This is a genomic window from Lichenicoccus roseus (genome assembly GCF_005844085.1).
Lineage (GTDB): Bacteria > Pseudomonadota > Alphaproteobacteria > Acetobacterales > Acetobacteraceae > Lichenicoccus > Lichenicoccus roseus.
In genome coordinates this window covers 154,875-169,055 of the sequence record NZ_VCDI01000001.1, presented here as the reverse complement: position 1 = coordinate 169,055, position 14,181 = coordinate 154,875, and the positions used below count along the sequence as shown (strand labels likewise).

14 protein-coding genes are annotated in these 14,181 nt (G+C 67.8%); 7 read left to right on the top strand and 7 right to left on the bottom strand.

Annotation, left to right across the window (positions count from 1 at the left end; translation table 11 throughout):
- The first annotated feature begins 3 nt into the window (after positions 1 to 3).
- From cyoB to FE263_RS00675, 6 genes are all read left to right on the top strand, one after another.
- Entirely contained in the window at positions 4 to 2,013 is a 2,010-nt protein-coding gene (gene cyoB / locus FE263_RS00700) for a cytochrome o ubiquinol oxidase subunit I (RefSeq protein WP_138324042.1), read from the top strand.
- On the top strand, positions 2,013 to 2,630 hold the full coding sequence (gene cyoC / locus FE263_RS00695; protein WP_138324041.1) for a cytochrome o ubiquinol oxidase subunit III: 618 nt from the start codon (positions 2,013 to 2,015) through the stop codon (positions 2,628 to 2,630). The genes cyoB and cyoC overlap by 1 nt, the downstream gene beginning before the upstream one ends.
- Positions 2,630 to 2,992, top strand: coding sequence for a cytochrome o ubiquinol oxidase subunit IV (cyoD, locus tag FE263_RS00690; protein WP_138324040.1), 363 nt, complete (start codon positions 2,630 to 2,632; stop codon positions 2,990 to 2,992). The genes cyoC and cyoD overlap by 1 nt, the downstream gene beginning before the upstream one ends.
- A gap of 91 nt (positions 2,993 to 3,083) precedes the next feature.
- Positions 3,084 to 3,944, top strand: a complete 861-nt coding sequence (locus tag FE263_RS00685; protein WP_138324039.1) for a SirB1 family protein — start codon at positions 3,084 to 3,086, stop codon at positions 3,942 to 3,944.
- Between the two features lie 91 nt (positions 3,945 to 4,035).
- Positions 4,036 to 4,890, top strand: coding sequence for a CmcJ/NvfI family oxidoreductase (locus tag FE263_RS00680; RefSeq protein WP_138324038.1), 855 nt, complete (start codon positions 4,036 to 4,038; stop codon positions 4,888 to 4,890).
- A 169-nt stretch (positions 4,891 to 5,059) separates the two neighbouring features.
- Positions 5,060 to 6,451, top strand: a complete 1,392-nt coding sequence (locus tag FE263_RS00675) for a sugar porter family MFS transporter (protein WP_138324037.1) — start codon at positions 5,060 to 5,062, stop codon at positions 6,449 to 6,451.
- 21 nt (positions 6,452 to 6,472) lie between these two features.
- Here FE263_RS00675 and FE263_RS00670 read toward each other — a convergent pair whose 3' ends face one another.
- Positions 6,473 to 7,666 (bottom strand): glycosyltransferase family 87 protein, encoded by a 1,194-nt coding sequence (locus FE263_RS00670; RefSeq protein ID WP_138324036.1) that lies wholly within the window; start codon positions 7,664 to 7,666, stop codon positions 6,473 to 6,475.
- 112 nt (positions 7,667 to 7,778) lie between these two features.
- On the opposite strand from FE263_RS00670, the gene FE263_RS00665 reads away from it, so the two are divergent.
- Positions 7,779 to 8,612: a glycosyltransferase family 2 protein gene (locus tag FE263_RS00665; protein WP_138324035.1), complete on the top strand. Its 834-nt coding sequence runs from the start codon at positions 7,779 to 7,781 to the stop codon at positions 8,610 to 8,612.
- 15 nt (positions 8,613 to 8,627) lie between these two features.
- Here the strand turns inward: FE263_RS00665 and dgoD are convergent, their stop codons facing one another.
- From dgoD to FE263_RS00635, 6 genes are read right to left on the bottom strand one after another with little or no spacing between them, the layout of a single operon-like run.
- On the bottom strand, positions 8,628 to 9,800 hold the full coding sequence (gene dgoD / locus FE263_RS00660; protein WP_138324034.1) for a galactonate dehydratase: 1,173 nt from the start codon (positions 9,798 to 9,800) through the stop codon (positions 8,628 to 8,630).
- Positions 9,801 to 9,835: 35 nt separating this feature from the next.
- Positions 9,836 to 10,723 carry an SMP-30/gluconolactonase/LRE family protein gene (locus FE263_RS00655; RefSeq protein WP_138324033.1) on the bottom strand — a complete coding sequence of 296 codons (888 nt, stop codon included), beginning with the start codon at positions 10,721 to 10,723 and terminating at the stop codon, positions 9,836 to 9,838.
- Positions 10,720 to 11,691: a Gfo/Idh/MocA family protein gene (locus FE263_RS00650; RefSeq protein ID WP_138324032.1), complete on the bottom strand. Its 972-nt coding sequence runs from the start codon at positions 11,689 to 11,691 to the stop codon at positions 10,720 to 10,722. The genes FE263_RS00655 and FE263_RS00650 overlap by 4 nt, the downstream gene beginning before the upstream one ends.
- On the bottom strand, positions 11,688 to 12,326 hold the full coding sequence (locus tag FE263_RS00645; protein ID WP_138324031.1) for a 2-dehydro-3-deoxy-6-phosphogalactonate aldolase: 639 nt from the start codon (positions 12,324 to 12,326) through the stop codon (positions 11,688 to 11,690). The genes FE263_RS00650 and FE263_RS00645 overlap by 4 nt, the downstream gene beginning before the upstream one ends.
- Position 12,327: 1 nt before the next feature.
- Complete coding sequence (locus FE263_RS00640) at positions 12,328 to 13,272, bottom strand: 2-dehydro-3-deoxygalactonokinase (RefSeq protein WP_205880225.1); 945 nt, start codon at positions 13,270 to 13,272, stop codon at positions 12,328 to 12,330.
- A complete protein-coding gene (locus tag FE263_RS00635; RefSeq protein WP_240758921.1) occupies positions 13,272 to 14,120 on the bottom strand; it encodes a FadR/GntR family transcriptional regulator in 849 nt (282 codons plus the stop codon). Before FE263_RS00635 ends, FE263_RS00640 begins: the two co-directional genes overlap by 1 nt.
- Positions 14,121 to 14,181 lie beyond the last annotated feature (61 nt).

Sequence of the window (14,181 nt, the reverse complement as noted above, 5' to 3'; positions counted from 1 at the left end):
ACTATGCTCGGCAAGCTGACCTGGGCGGATATTCCGTTCGACAATCCCATCGAGATGGGCGCCGTTCTTTTCATGGGCGGCGTGGTCGCCGTGGTTCTCGGGCTGGTGACCTGGTATCGCCAATGGCCATACCTGTGGCGGGAATGGCTGACCTCGGTCGATCACAAGAAGATCGGCGTGATGTACATCCTGCTCGCCCTGGTGATGCTGCTGCGCGGCTTCTCCGACGCCATCATGATGCGCGCGCAGCAGGCGATCGCGCATGACGGTGCGCCCGGCTACCTGCCGCCGCACCACTACGACCAGATCTTCACCGCGCACGGCGTCATCATGATCTTCTTCATGGCGATGCCGTTCATGATCGGCCTGATGAACATCGCGGTGCCGCTGCAGATCGGCGCACGCGACGTGGCATTCCCGTTCCTGAACTCGGTCAGCTTCTGGCTCACCGCGGTCAGCGTCGGCCTGGTCAACATCTCGCTCGCCATCGGCGAATTCGCGCAGACCGGCTGGCTCGCCTATCCGCCGCTGTCGGAGCTGCAGTACAGCCCCGGCGTCGGCGTCGACTACTACATCTGGTCGCTGCAGATATCGGGCATCGGGACACTGCTGACGGGGATCAACTTCTTCGTCACCATCCTCAAGATGCGCGCACCCGGCATGAACTACATGAAGATGCCGGTCTTCGTGTGGACCGCGCTCTGCACCAACGTGCTCATCATGGCGGCCTTCCCGATCCTGACGGTGACGCTCGGCCTGCTGACGCTGGACCGCTATCTCGGCATGCACTTCTTCACCAACGATGCCGGCGGCAACCAGATGATGTACGTGAACCTCATCTGGGCCTGGGGCCATCCGGAGGTGTACATCCTGATCCTGCCGGCGTTCGGCGTGTTCTCGGAGGTGGTTGCGACCTTCTCCAAGAAGCACCTGTTCGGCTATGCGGCGATGGTCTACGCGACCATCTCGATCACCGTGCTCTCGTTCGTGGTCTGGCTGCACCATTTCTTCACCATGGGCTCCGGCGCCAACGTGAATGCCTTCTTCGGCATCACGACGATGATCATCGCCATCCCGACCGGGGTGAAGGTGTTCAACTGGCTGTTCACGATCTTCCGCGGCCGTGTCGAGTTCCACACGCCGATCCTGTGGACCATCGGCTTCATGGTGACCTTCACCATCGGCGGCATGACCGGCGTGCTGCTCGCCGTGCCGGGCGCCGACTATGTCCTGCACAATTCGCTGTTCCTGATCGCGCACTTCCACAACGTCATCATCGGCGGCGTGCTGTTCGGCTATGTCGCCGGCTTCAACTACTGGTTCCCGAAGGCGTTCGGCTTCAAGCTGAACGAGACGATCGGCAAGTGGTCCTTCTGGTTCTGGCTGAGCGGCTTCTACGTCGCCTTCATGCCGCTCTACGTCCTCGGCTTCATGGGCATGACGCGCCGCATGAACCACTACGACAATCCGGCCTGGACCCCCTGGCTGGAAGTGGCGGCGGTCGGCGCCTGCATGATCCTGGTGGGCATCGTCCTGCAGGTCACGCAGATCGTGGTCAGCATCCGCCAGCGCGAGGCGCTGCGCGACTGGACCGGCGATCCGTGGGGTGGCCGCACCCTGGAATGGTCGACCTCCTCGCCGCCGCCGTTCTACAACTTCGCCGTGACGCCGCACGTGCATGCGCTGGACGAGTTCTGCGACGCCAAGGAGCGTGGCCGCATCGCCAAGCATACGGGCGCCTACGAGGACATCCACATGCCGCGCAACACGCCGGCCGGCCTGTTCATCGCGGTGTTCGCGGCCATCATGGGCTTCGCACTGATCTGGCACATCTGGTGGATGGCGGCGTTCGGCTTCCTGGCCATGGTCACCACCTTCATCGTGCGCAGCTGCAACGACGACATCGACTACTATGTGCCCGCCTCCGAGGTTGCCCGTATCGAGGGCGAGCATGAGCGCGCGGTCGCCCTGAGCCTGGCGAATGCCCGGGTGGCCGCGGCGGTGCGTGCCTGATGGACGCGACGCACGAGAGCCTCGCCGCGCATCCGGAGCACGGCGAGCACCACGGGCCGGGGCCGAACACGGTGTTCGGCTTCTGGCTCTACCTGATGACCGACTGCATCCTGTTCGCGACGCTGTTCGCCGCCTTCGCGGTGGCGAGGCACCAGTTCGCGGACGGCCCCAGCGGCCACGACATCTTCGACCTGAAGTATGTCGGCGTGGAGACCCTCCTGCTGCTGGTCAGCAGCTGCACCTATGGCCTGGCGATGCTGGACGCCTATCGCAACCGCACCAGCGGCCTGGTGCTGTGGATGGGCATCACCTTCCTGCTGGGCCTGGGTTTCATCGGCATGGAGGTGAACGAGTTCAGCCACCTCGTCGCCGAGGGGCATGGTCCGGACCAGAGCGCCTTCCTGTCGGCCTTCTTCACCCTGGTCGGCACCCACGGGCTGCACGTCACCTGCGGCCTGATCTGGATGGTGGTGCTGATGTCGCAGATCCTGATCAAGAAGAACGGCATTTCCGGCCCCTACATGAACCGGCTGATGTGCCTCAGCCTGTTCTGGCACTTCCTGGATATCGTCTGGATCTGCGTGTTCACGTTCGTCTACCTGATGGGTGTGCAGTAATGGCCGACATGAACCGCGCCTACACGGGCGAGAGCCATGGCAGCGTCGGGTCCTACGGGATCGGCTTCGTCCTCTCCATCATCCTGACCGGTGCCGCCTTCGGCCTGGTGATGGAGCCGGTGCTGCCGCATGTGGCGACCCTGCTGGCCATTGCCGGCCTCGCCGCGGTCCAGGTGTTCGTCCACCTGTTCTTCTTCCTGCACATGAACGGCTCCTCCGAGCAGCGCTGGAACGTGACCGCCTTCGCCTTCGCGGTGCTGACGGTGGCGATCCTGATCGTCGGCTCGCTCTGGATCATGCATAACATCAGCGAGAACATGATGCCGGGCGTTGCGAAGTCGCATATGCCTGCAGAGATGTAGGCTCCAGCAGATCCGGAGGCACCTGATGCGTGCGACGCGGCCGGCGGGGGGACCGGGACATGAGCGGCGCCCGCGGTGATCGGACCGGCCGGTGATTGAAGCGATCCAGGCGCTGGCGGCCATCGGCCTGCTTCCGGACTCCGAGATCGATCCGGCGCCGGCCGCGCTGCAGCTGGCGCGGCTCGACGAGACCGGTACGGACTGGATGTCGGCTTCGGAGCACCTGTCGGAACTCGCCCGCGAAGCGGCAGCGATCGGCCATCTGATGACGGGCAGGTCCGCCGAGGCCAGGATCGGCGCCCTGGCCGGCCTGCTGCATGCGCGGTACGGCTATCGCGGCGACAGCGACAGCTACGACGATCTCGACAACGCCAACCTGATCAAGGTGATCGGCCGCCGCAAGGGGCTGCCGGTGGCACTCGGCGTGCTGTGGCTGCATTGCATCCGCGCGGCCGGCTGGGACGGTTTCGGCGTCGACTTCCCGTATCACTTCCTGGTCGCATTGTCGGTTGACGATACCGAGGACGATGCCGAGGCGGTGGTACTGGTCGATGCGTTCGGCGGTGGCGACACCCTCGATGCCGACGATCTCCAGGCCCTGCTGGAACGGCTTGGTGCAGCTCCGGTGCGGCTGCAGCCGGACATGGTCCGGCGCATGACCACCCGCGAGGTGCTTCTGCGCATGCAGCGCAATCTCGTGCAGCGCCGGCTGATCGCGGGCGACGTCGAGGCCGCGCTGACCTCGCTCGGTGGCATGCTGCAGATAGCGCCGGACATCGCGGCAAACTGGCTCAATGCCGCCGATCTGAACCGGCAGGCCGGCAACATGGCAGCGGCGGTCGCGTGCCTGGAGCGCTTCCTTGCCCTGGTGCCGCGGGGACAGGTTGCCGACAAGGCGCGTGCGGATCTCAACGCGCTGCGCGGCCGTGACGGGCAAGAACCACTTACCTGAATTGTAGTTATATTTTACGTGACTCCTGTCTGGTGGAACTCCGGCCCGACGCTCCCATATGTCGTGGCGTGAACTCAACGGAGCCGCTTCGATGAACGCCAACACCCGCCTCGAGGCCGACCGGGCGATCCACCGCGACGGCGTGGTGCGCGCTTCCCTGAACTTCATCGGCCCCGCCGATGGCAAGCCGGAGACCTACAACTACACGCCGCCGCCTGGCGTGCCGGTCCGCAACTTCGGCGACGATCCGCATGAGGTCGCCATTCGCGACCTCCGCGCAGACCCCGCCGCGGCCTCGCTCGACCGCGAGGGTTTCGCGGTGCTGCGGCACCGCAGCGCAGAGCGGGATTTCGCCGACGAGGCCGCGATAGTCGGCGCATACTACGCCGAAACCGAGGCCTTGCTGCGGCAGGCCACCGGGGCGCACCGGGTGTTCATCTTCGACCACACGATCCGCCGCCGTATCCCTGGGCAGGAGGATCGCGCCGGCCAGCGGCAACCGGTTGCACGCGTGCACGTGGACCAGACGCTGAGTTCCGGTCCGGAGCGCGTGCGTCGGCATCTGGGGGCGGAGGCGGCGGCGCTGCTCGACGGCCGGGTGCAGGTGATCAATGTCTGGCGGCCGATACGGGGTCCGGTGCTGGACAGTCCGCTCGCCGTCTGCGACGGCTCCAGCCTGGCGCCCGGCGACCTGGTCGCGACCGATCTCGTCTATCCGCAACATCGCGGCGAGGTCTATTCTGTGCGCCACAATCCGGGGCAGCGCTGGCACTACCTGTCCAGGATGATGCCGGACGAGGTGCTGCTGCTCAAATGCTACGACAGCCGCGAGACCGGGGTGTCGCGCTTTGCTCCGCACACCGCCTTCTCAGATCCGACCACGCCCCCGGACGCCCCGCCCAGGCAGAGCATCGAGCTACGTGCCCTGGTCTTCGGGGCGACCTAGCCCGCCAGACCCGCTCCCGGCGGTGCCTCGTCGCCGGTGGTAGAGTTGCCTGAGTCCCGGAGCCGTCACGCCACTGCAACTTGCCGGTTGCAGTGGCGTTAATCAATTTGCCGCGTCGACCATGGATGCTGTGTGCCCCAGCGCCGACGCGCCCCGGGGAGACGGATCAATGAGCACCACAACCTATTCGGTGCCGACTGCGAAGAAGAGCGGCAAGACGCTCCTCACAGGCGGCGTAGCAGCCCTGGCCGGCCTGATGTTCGGCCTAGATATCGGCGTCATTTCGGGCGCGCTCGGCTTCATCGCAAAGCAGTTCAGCGTCAGCGAGACGATGCAGGAACTGATCGTCAGCAGCATGATGTTCGGCGCCGCGGTCGGCGCCATCCTGGCCGGCTACCTGTCGTCGAGCTTCGGCCGCAAGCGCTCGCTGATCCTGAGCGCCACGCTGTTCGTGGTCTCGTCTCTGCTCTGTGCGCTGGCGCCTTCGGTCGGCTGGCTGCTGGCCGGCCGCGTCCTGCTCGGCGTGGCGATCGGCGTCGCCACCTTCACCGCACCGCTCTACATCTCGGAAATCGCCGACGAGGCTCGTCGCGGATCGATGATTTCCACCTACCAGCTGATGATCACCATCGGCATCCTGGTAGCCTTCATCTCCGACGCCCTGCTCAGCTACAGCGGCGCCTGGCGCTGGATGCTCGGCCTGGTCGCGATCCCCGGGGCGCTGTTCCTGGCCGGCGTGTTCGTGCTGCCCGACAGCCCGCGATGGCTGATGATGAAGGGCAGGCGGCAGGACGCGGTGGATGTGCTCAACGACCTGCGCCAGGACGATGCGGCGGTGCAGAGCGAGATTAAGGAAATCGAGGACCAGCTCCGGAACAAGCAGCAGGGATTCGCGATGTTCAGGGCGAACTCCAATTTCCGCCGCTCGGTCTGGTTCGGCGTGCTGCTGCAGGTGATGCAGCAGTTCACCGGCATGAACGTGGTGATGTACTACGCACCCAAGATCTTCGGTCTCGCCGGCTTCGGACAGAATGCCTCGCTCTGGGGCACTGCGGTCGTCGGCGTGGTGAACGTGCTGGCGACCTTCATCGCCATCGGCCTGGTCGATCGCTGGGGCCGCCGGCCGATGCTCATCTCGGGCTTTGCGGTGATGGCGATCGGCATGGGCATCCTGGGCCTGCTGATCTTCGCAGGCATCGACAGCGAGCTGCAGCGCATCCTCGCCATCGCCGTGCTGCTCTGCTTCATCACCGGCTTCGCCTTCTCCGCCGGGCCGCTGATCTGGGTGCTGTGCTCCGAGGTGCAGCCGCTGCAGGGCCGCGACTTCGGCATCGCCTGCTCGACCTTCACCAACTGGGCGGCCAACTTCGTGGTCGGCCAGACCTTCCTGACCCTGCTCAGCACCTTCGGCAACGCGCAGACCTTCTGGCTCTACGCGGCGCTGAATGCACTGTTCATCGTGGTGACGATCACGCTGGTTCCGGAGACCAAGGGCATCTCGCTCGAGCATATCGAGCGCAACCTGATGGAAGGTCGCAAGCTGCGCGCGATCGGACGCTGAGCAAAGGCTGCCGCGACCGGGTCAGCCCGGTTTCGGCAGCTGTCGCCAGGCCATCGCGGCGGTGGCGGTGACCGCGACCGGGTTGAGGATCATCCCGAAACCCGGGGCGACCATGTGGCAGCAGCCGGGCCACAGCCAGAACAGGCCGTGCCACGGTCGAATGCGCCAACCGTTCCGAGCGACGACCGCCACCAGCGCGATCGAGCAGGCGACCATGTCGGAGGTGTAGCCGTACGGGGTGAGCAGCAGCGACAGGGATACGGTGACCGCCATGCGGGCCAGCGGATCGGCTTCCGGGCGCCTCCATGCCCGGTAGGCGAACACGATCGCGGCGAGGGCCGCCATGCCCTGCAGGACGTAGGCGGGCGCAACCCCGGCGCCCAGCGTCCGGGCGGCCCAGAAGACCGAGACGCCGCTGTTGATGTAGCCGGTCGGCGGTGCGGCCTCGACCAGGGCGTGCATCGATCGCGTTCCCTGGGTGAGGAACAACTGCCAGGACCCGGTGCCGAGCCAGCCAGCGACCAGCAGCGCCAAGGACACGGCAACGCCGGCGGCGGCGGCGATCGCTCGCCAATTGCGGGCCGCGAGCCAGGCGACCGGCAGGATCATGCCCTGCTGCGGCTTGAGCGTACACAGGCCGAGCATGATGCCGGCACGGACCGGCCGGCGAGGCGAGATCAGGGTTCCCGCAACCACCAGGGCGCCGGCGATGACGCCGTATTGGCCCAGGACCAGCGAGCGCCAGCTGGCCGGGGCCGCCAGGCCGAGCAACAGGATCGGCCACGGCAGCCCGGCCCGGCGCAGGACCAGCACGGCGGCCAGGAGCGTTCCCGCATCCCAGAGCAGGAACGCGGCCGGCAGCGGCAGCCAGGAGAGCGGCACGCCCAGAAGCAGGACCGTGGGCGGGTAGATCCAGGGCAGCGGACCCAGCGTCGGCCCGAACATGCGATGCCGCCATGCCTCGTAGAGGGGGGCGGTATAGAGCCAGTCCAAGTGGCCGAGGCGGGCGAGATGCCCGGCCATCCAGAGGCTGGCAAGGTCCTCCTCCGGCATGGCGCCGCTGACCGGGGACGGATGCAGGGCGCCAAGCGACCAATTGAGGCGAACGCAATACCAGCACACCACCAGCAGAACGGTGGTCAACAGATACAGTACGCAGCGCGTCAGGACGGAAGCCGGCCTTGACCATTCCGCGATGGACGTGCTCGTGGTCATCTGGTTGAACGAGTTCCACCGCCGGTTGCTGCTATTCTTATTTGCCGCAGATTCCCACTACAACAGAAATCACCGGTCGTGATACAACCTCGGGTGTCTCCAGGAGCAGGCGATGCTGGCCGGTAAGCGTATAGCCGTTGTCCTGCCCGCCTATAACGCGGCAAGAACCCTGGAGCGGACGATCGCGGAAATCCCGCGCGACATCGTCGACGACATCATCCTCAACGACGACGCCAGCAGCGACCGCACGTATGAGCTTGCACAGGCGCTTGGCCTGCACACCATCCGCCACCAGATCAATCGCGGCTACGGCGGCAACCAGAAGACCTGCTACGCCGAAGCCCTCGGGCGCGGCGCCGACATCGTCGTGATGCTGCACCCCGACTACCAGTACTCCCCGAAGCTGATCACGGCGATGGCGTCGATGCTGGTGTCCGGCCACTACGACGTGGTGATCGCCTCGCGCATCCTGGGCAACGGTGCGCTGGCTGGCGGCATGCCGCTCTACAAGTACATCTGCAACCGGCTGCTGACCGCGTTCGAGAACGCCCTGCTCGGCCAGAAGCTGAGCGAATATCACTCCGGCTATCGCGCATGGAATCGCGACGTGCTGGAACGCCTCCCATTGCTGCACTGCTCCGACGATTTCGTCTTCGACAACCAGATGCTGGCGCAGGCCGTCCATTTCGGCTTCCGGAGCGGCGAGATTTCCTGCCCGACCCGCTATTTCGCCGAGGCGTCGTCGATCAACCTCCGGCGCAGCATCACCTACGGGATCGGCGTGCTGCGGACCGCGCTATCCTACCGCATGCACAGGACCGGGCTGCGTCGCTCGCGCCTGTTCGAGGAAGCCCCGGCGGCGCAGCTATCCGCCGTCCCGCCAGCCGCCCCGACCGCCGTCCAGCCGGCGATCATCGCGGAACACCAGCTGATCTGCCCGACCTGACCGGGTTGCGGCCGGTCACCAGTCCACCACCGTACCGTCCGGCAGCACCGCCTCGCGGGTCGCCAGGATTTCCTGCCTGAACGGGTGCCTGGCCGCGACCGCCTCGTCGATCTCGATGCCGAGGCCCGGCGCCTCCGGGATCTGCCAGTGGCCATCCACCATGCGTATCGGCCCCTGCAGGACCTCGCCGTACCAGGGCACCGCGCCGGTCATTTCCTCCTGGATCACGAAGTTCGGCGTCGCGATGTCGAAATGCAGCGCGGCGACCCCCGCGAGCGGGCCGAGCGGATTGTGCGGCGCGATGCCGACGCCGGCGACCTCCGCCATCGCGGCGATCTTGCGCGCCTCGGTGAAGCCGCCGACATGGCACAGGTCCGGCTGTGCGATATCGATCGAGCGGTCCCGGAACAGTGGCGCGAACTCCCAGCGATCGAGCAGGCGTTCGCCCGCCGCGAGTGGCACATGCGTGCGGGCGGCCAGCGCCTTCATGCCGTCGCTGTCCTGCGGCGGCAGGGGTTCCTCGACGAACAACGGCCGTCCCGGCGCCAGCGCGTCGATATAGTGCAGCGCCGCGCCGACCGAGGCGCAGCGGCCGTGGAAATCCACCATCAGCTCGACATCGTCGCCGACCGCGGCCCGCAACTCCCCCATCATGCGCGCGACGTCATCGATCGCGCGCAGCGACGCCGTGTAGTGCGTGTAGGGAATGAACACGACCTTCATCGCGGTGTAGCCGCGCTCCACCACCGCCCGCGCGCGCTCGATCAGCGGCGCCAGCGACATGCTGTTGTAGACGGCATCGATCTGGCCGAGGCCGAGATGGGTATAGACCCGCACGCGGTCGCGCAGCTTGCCGCCGAGCAGGCGCCAGACCGGGACGCCGAGGCTCTTGCCCAGTATGTCCCAGAGCGCCACCTCGATGCCGGCGACGGCGCTGGTGCCGATCACCCCGATGCGCCAGAAGCCGTGCTTGTGCATGATACGGACGAGCTGTTCGATGTCGCGCGGATCGCGGCCGATGATGAGTGGCGCGAGATCGTCCACCGCGCCGACGACCGCTCGCGTCTTCCATTCCAGCGTCGCCTCGCCCCAGCCATGGAGGCCGGGCTGATCGGTGTCGACGCGGACGAAAATCCAGTTCCGCATCTCGGCATTGACGACGACGGTACGGATGCCGGTGATCTTCATTGTGTTTTTCCGGATTGCGCTTGGTGAGGCGCCGTTCAACCGGCGAACCGGCTGCAGGCGATCCCGGTGGTGCCGGTCTCGATCCTGAACAGCGAACCGGCGAGGGGCTGCGCGCGCAGCGTGGCTCCGGAAAGTTCCATGCAGGCGCTGGTGACATACAAGGTCCCGAGGGCCTCGCCGCCGAACACGCAGCAGGTCGGACGGCTCACCGGCAGCTCGATCACCCGGTCGATATGCCCGTCGGGACTGTAACGCACCACCCGGCTGCCCTCCCACTGCGCGTTCCAGATGAAGCCGTCGGCATCGACCGTACTGCCATCCGGATAGGCGCTGTCGCCATCGATCGTGATCAGGTCATGCCGGTTGGCGATGCGGCCATCGGCGTCATCCAGATCGTAGGCGCGGATGATGCGCTCGGGGGTGTCGGCGAAGTAGAACCGCGTGCCATCGGGGCTGAAGCCGATGCCGTTCGAGATCGCGATGCCATGCTCGACGCTGCTTACGGAGAGATCGGCGTCGATCCGGTACAACGCGCCGGTCGGTGCGTCGCCATCCTCGTTCATGGTGCCGATCCACAGCCGTCCGTGCCGGTCGGTGCGGGCGTCGTTGAAGCGTATGCCGGTCTCGCCTGCGTCCAGCGTGAAGAACGGCGCGCCGAGGCCACCGGCTTCGTCGAGCATGTGCAGGCTGCGCGACAGCGCCACCAGCATTCCGCCACGTGCGCGCGGGATCGCGGTGGCGACCCGGTCCGGCATCGCGAGGCTGCGCACGGCACCGGTGGCGGGATGCAGCCGGTGTATGCGGCGGCCATAGATGTCGACCCAGACCAGCGCCTGGTCGGCCGCGTCCCAGAACGGCGACTCGCCCAGCAGGTCGTGCGCCTCGAGTGCGACCTCGACCGGCGCGCCGAGGCTGTCGCTCATGACCGGACCGCGGCGCCCGGCACGCGCGAGGCGAGCATGAAGGCGTCGGCCACCAGTTGCAGCGGCCGGATCTCGACATCCGAGCGGCCGCTGCGCAGCAGGGTGTCGAAGCGGGCGTAGAGGCGGGGATATTCCTCGTCCTGCGCCTCGACCAGCAGTTCGCCATCGAGCAGCAGCCGCGCGCCGCCACGCTCCAGGACGAGGTGGGCACCGTCGCGCAGGGTCCAGTCGATGGTCCACGTCTCGCCGGTGAGCTGGTCCCAGGCGTGGTCCGAGGTGAAGCCGGTGCCGCCGCCGTTCAGGGTGGAGGGTGTCGCGTACTCCACCTGCGCCGACATCGGCGTGTGCGCGCCGTCCGGGATCACCATGCGGGCCGAGCGCACGAAGACCGGCTCGGGCATCACCGCGACCAGGATCGAATAGGCGTTGATGGCGGAGTCGAACGCGCCCATGCCGCCGGGCTGCCAGAACCAGTCGACTCCCGGATGCCACTTATGGTGATCCTCCTTCCACTCCAGGCGCATGCCCGAAACGCCGCGGGCGGCCAGGATCTCGCGCGCCTGGTCGACCGCCGCGCTGAACAGCGAGTGCCAGGCGGTGAACAGGGTCAGGCCGAGCCTGTCGGCGTGGGCCGCGAGATCGGCGATCTCGGCCGGCGTGGCGGCGGGGGGTTTTTCCAGCAGCACATGGCGGCCGGCATCGAGCGCCTGGCGGGCGAGGCCGTACCGGATCTGCGGCGGCGTGCACAGCGCCACCGCATCGAGTTCGGGTTCGTGCTGAAGCATCTCCGCCAGCGACGCATACACCGGCACGTCCGGCGCGCCCTGCAGCGGCACCGGATTGGCGATGGCGGCAAGCCGCAGCCCCGGCGTGGCGGCGAGCGCCGGGACATGCTGCACGCGGGCGATCTGCCCGAAGCCGACGATCCCGACGCTGAGCGCGCGGGTGGTGTCGCGAACCTGCCTCATTGCCCGAGCACTCCGCCGTTCACCGCGCGCCAGGCCGCGACATACGCATCCGCCCGGCGGCGGACGTCGGCTGCGCTGCGACCGGGCGCATACAGGCCCGAGCCGAGCCCGAAGCCATCGGCGCCGGCACGCACGAAATCGCCGACATTCTCCGGGGTCACGCCGCCGACCGGCAGGAAGATGGTGTCCTTCGGGAACACCGCGCGCATGGCCCGCAGCACGCTCGGCCCGACCAGCTCGGCCGGAAACAGCTTCAGCGCATCGGCGCCCGCCTTCAGCGCCGCGAAGCCCTCGGTGGGGGTCGCGATCCCGGGCATGCACACCATGCCGGCCGCCTTGGCCGCGCGTATCACCTCGGCATCGCCGTGCGGCATGACGATCAGCCGGCCGCCGGCGGCACCGATCTCCGCCACCTGCGAGGGCGTCATGACGGTGCCGGCGCCGATCAGGCAGGTCTCGCCATGGCGCTGCGCCAGCAGGCGGATGCTCTCCATCGGGCGCGGCGAGTTGAGCGGCACCTCCAGCATTGTCATGCCGGCCTCGACCAGGGCGTCGCCGACCGCCAGCGCTTCCTCGGGGGTGAGGCCGCGCAGGATGGCGGTGAAGGGCATCCGCCCGATCATCTGTCTGAGCATGTCAGGCTCCGGATGGCTGGAGTTGCGTGGGAACGATCAACCCGGCGGCGCCGGCGATATCGACCAGCCCCTGCAGGGCGCTGTTGTCGACCCGCTCCGGGGCGGCGTATCCGGCAATCTCGAAGGCGCGCTCGTAGCGCGCGCACAGCCGGCCGTCGCCGGTGAGCGCCACACGAGGATCGCCAGCCTGCAGGATCGGCGATGCGAGCCGCAACTCCTCGCCGATCAGCAGGCCGGACAGGTAGTCCAGCACGGCGCTGGGCTCGATCGCGCCGGTCAGCATCAGGGCCCGGCTCGAGAACAGCCGGGCAAGGGCGCCACGATCCTGCGCCGCCAGCACGCCGCGTGCGAACGCCGCGTCACGCAGCTCGGCACTTCCCTCGGGCGCATCCGCCACTCCACGGCCCAGGATCGAGTGCTTCGAGAGCAGGGCATACACCTCGCCCGTCATCAGCGTCTCGAAACCGGTGAGCCGGTGACCCGCCAGGCGCGCCCATTTCGAGTGCGTGCCGGGCAGCACCAGTATCGCGTCGCCACCCAGTCGCCGCATCGCGCCCACCGCCTGGGTCTCCTCGCCGCGCATGACGTCGGGGAAGGCGGGATCGCCGGCTTCCAGCAGCCCCGGCACCAGCCGCAGCGTGCCGAGCCCGGTCTCCACCTGGACCAGGCTGCCGGCCAGTTCCGCAAGGCCCGCCGGCGTCGGCAGGTAGGGCGCCTCCACCCAGCCCTGCCGGCTGCCGACCATGCCGCAGGCGATCGCCGGGCGAGCGCGGTCGTGCCAGCCCTCGGTGATGGCGGCGTAGGCGGTCGGATAGCCGCCTTCGGGCAGGTGCATGATGCCCCAGCCTTCGGAGCGCGCGGCGCGCACCGTGCCGTCGTCGTCCAGCAACCAGGCACGCAAGGAGCTGGTGCCCCAGTCGAGCGCGATCAGGCCGGCATCCTGCATCATTTGTCCGACAAAATGAAATCAGTGCGCTTATGGCCCACTCCCGCTGCGTCGGCAACCGGCGCGCCGTTGCCGGCGCCGGCGGCCAGCGACGCCTGCATGTCGGCGAGGGCGTAGCGGACCAGCGCGGTCATGCTGGTCCGCGCTGCTTCCGGATCGCGCGCCGCGATCGCGTCCAGCACCAGCCGGTGCTCGACGATCGGATCGCGCGGCGCCGTCTGCGTGCGATGCTTGAACAGGGTGGTCCAGCGGATCGCGGCTCCGACACTGCTCGACAGCGCCATGATCGCCTCGTTACGGGTCGCCGCCAGGATGGCGTGGTGGAAGGCGCGGTCGGCGGCGCGTCCGGCCTCGGTGGACAGCTTCAGCCGGTCCATCTCGTCGAGTGCTGCCGCCATCGTGCGCAGGTCATGCGGCGAGGCGCGCTCGGCGGCAAATGCAGCCGCCGCCGGCTCGACCATCATGCGGACCTCGAACAGGTCGCGCACGAACGCCTCGCTGGGGTGCGTCTGCAGGAACCAGCCGAGCACCTCCGGGTCCAGGATGTGCCAGCGATGGCGGGCGCTCACCCTGGTTCCGGTGCGGGTCCGGCTCTCCACCAGGCCCTTGGCGGCCAGGATACGCACCGCCTCGCGATAGGCGGTGCGCGAGACCGCGAGTTGCGCGCTGGAGGCGACCTCGCCGGACAGGGTGTCCCCGGGCGAGAGCACGCCGGCGGCGATCGCCACCCCGAGGTCGCGCGCGATCGCGGTGTGCAGCCGCTCCAGCGTCCTGGGCGCGGCCTTCGCACGGCGGAGCCGCACGGCGGGCTGCAGTCCGTTGACCTGCGTTTCTGGCCGGTCGCTCAAGTCGCTTGTCTCCCCGCCTGTCTCCGGCCGGGCGGCCGGGGACAGGCAGGCATACTGTGCT

What these genes read in the sequence shown, in the direction of transcription:
- FE263_RS00680 (WP_138324038.1), top strand. Translation starts at nt 4,036, where the DNA reads ATGAACGCCAACACCCGCCTCGAGGCCGACCGGGCGATCCACCGCGAC.
- FE263_RS00665 (WP_138324035.1), top strand. Translation starts at nt 7,779, where the DNA reads ATGCTGGCCGGTAAGCGTATAGCCGTTGTCCTGCCCGCCTATAACGCG.
- FE263_RS00650 (WP_138324032.1), bottom strand. Translation starts at nt 11,691, where the DNA reads ATGAGGCAGGTTCGCGACACCACCCGCGCGCTCAGCGTCGGGATCGTC.
- cyoC (WP_138324041.1), top strand. Translation starts at nt 2,013, where the DNA reads ATGGACGCGACGCACGAGAGCCTCGCCGCGCATCCGGAGCACGGCGAG.
- cyoB (WP_138324042.1), top strand. Translation starts at nt 4, where the DNA reads ATGCTCGGCAAGCTGACCTGGGCGGATATTCCGTTCGACAATCCCATC.
- FE263_RS00640 (WP_205880225.1), bottom strand. Translation starts at nt 13,272, where the DNA reads ATGCAGGATGCCGGCCTGATCGCGCTCGACTGGGGCACCAGCTCCTTG.
- FE263_RS00670 (WP_138324036.1), bottom strand. Translation starts at nt 7,666, where the DNA reads ATGACCACGAGCACGTCCATCGCGGAATGGTCAAGGCCGGCTTCCGTC.
- dgoD (WP_138324034.1), bottom strand. Translation starts at nt 9,800, where the DNA reads ATGAAGATCACCGGCATCCGTACCGTCGTCGTCAATGCCGAGATGCGG.
- FE263_RS00675 (WP_138324037.1), top strand. Translation starts at nt 5,060, where the DNA reads ATGAGCACCACAACCTATTCGGTGCCGACTGCGAAGAAGAGCGGCAAG.
- cyoD (WP_138324040.1), top strand. Translation starts at nt 2,630, where the DNA reads ATGGCCGACATGAACCGCGCCTACACGGGCGAGAGCCATGGCAGCGTC.
- FE263_RS00655 (WP_138324033.1), bottom strand. Translation starts at nt 10,723, where the DNA reads ATGAGCGACAGCCTCGGCGCGCCGGTCGAGGTCGCACTCGAGGCGCAC.
- FE263_RS00645 (WP_138324031.1), bottom strand. Translation starts at nt 12,326, where the DNA reads ATGCTCAGACAGATGATCGGGCGGATGCCCTTCACCGCCATCCTGCGC.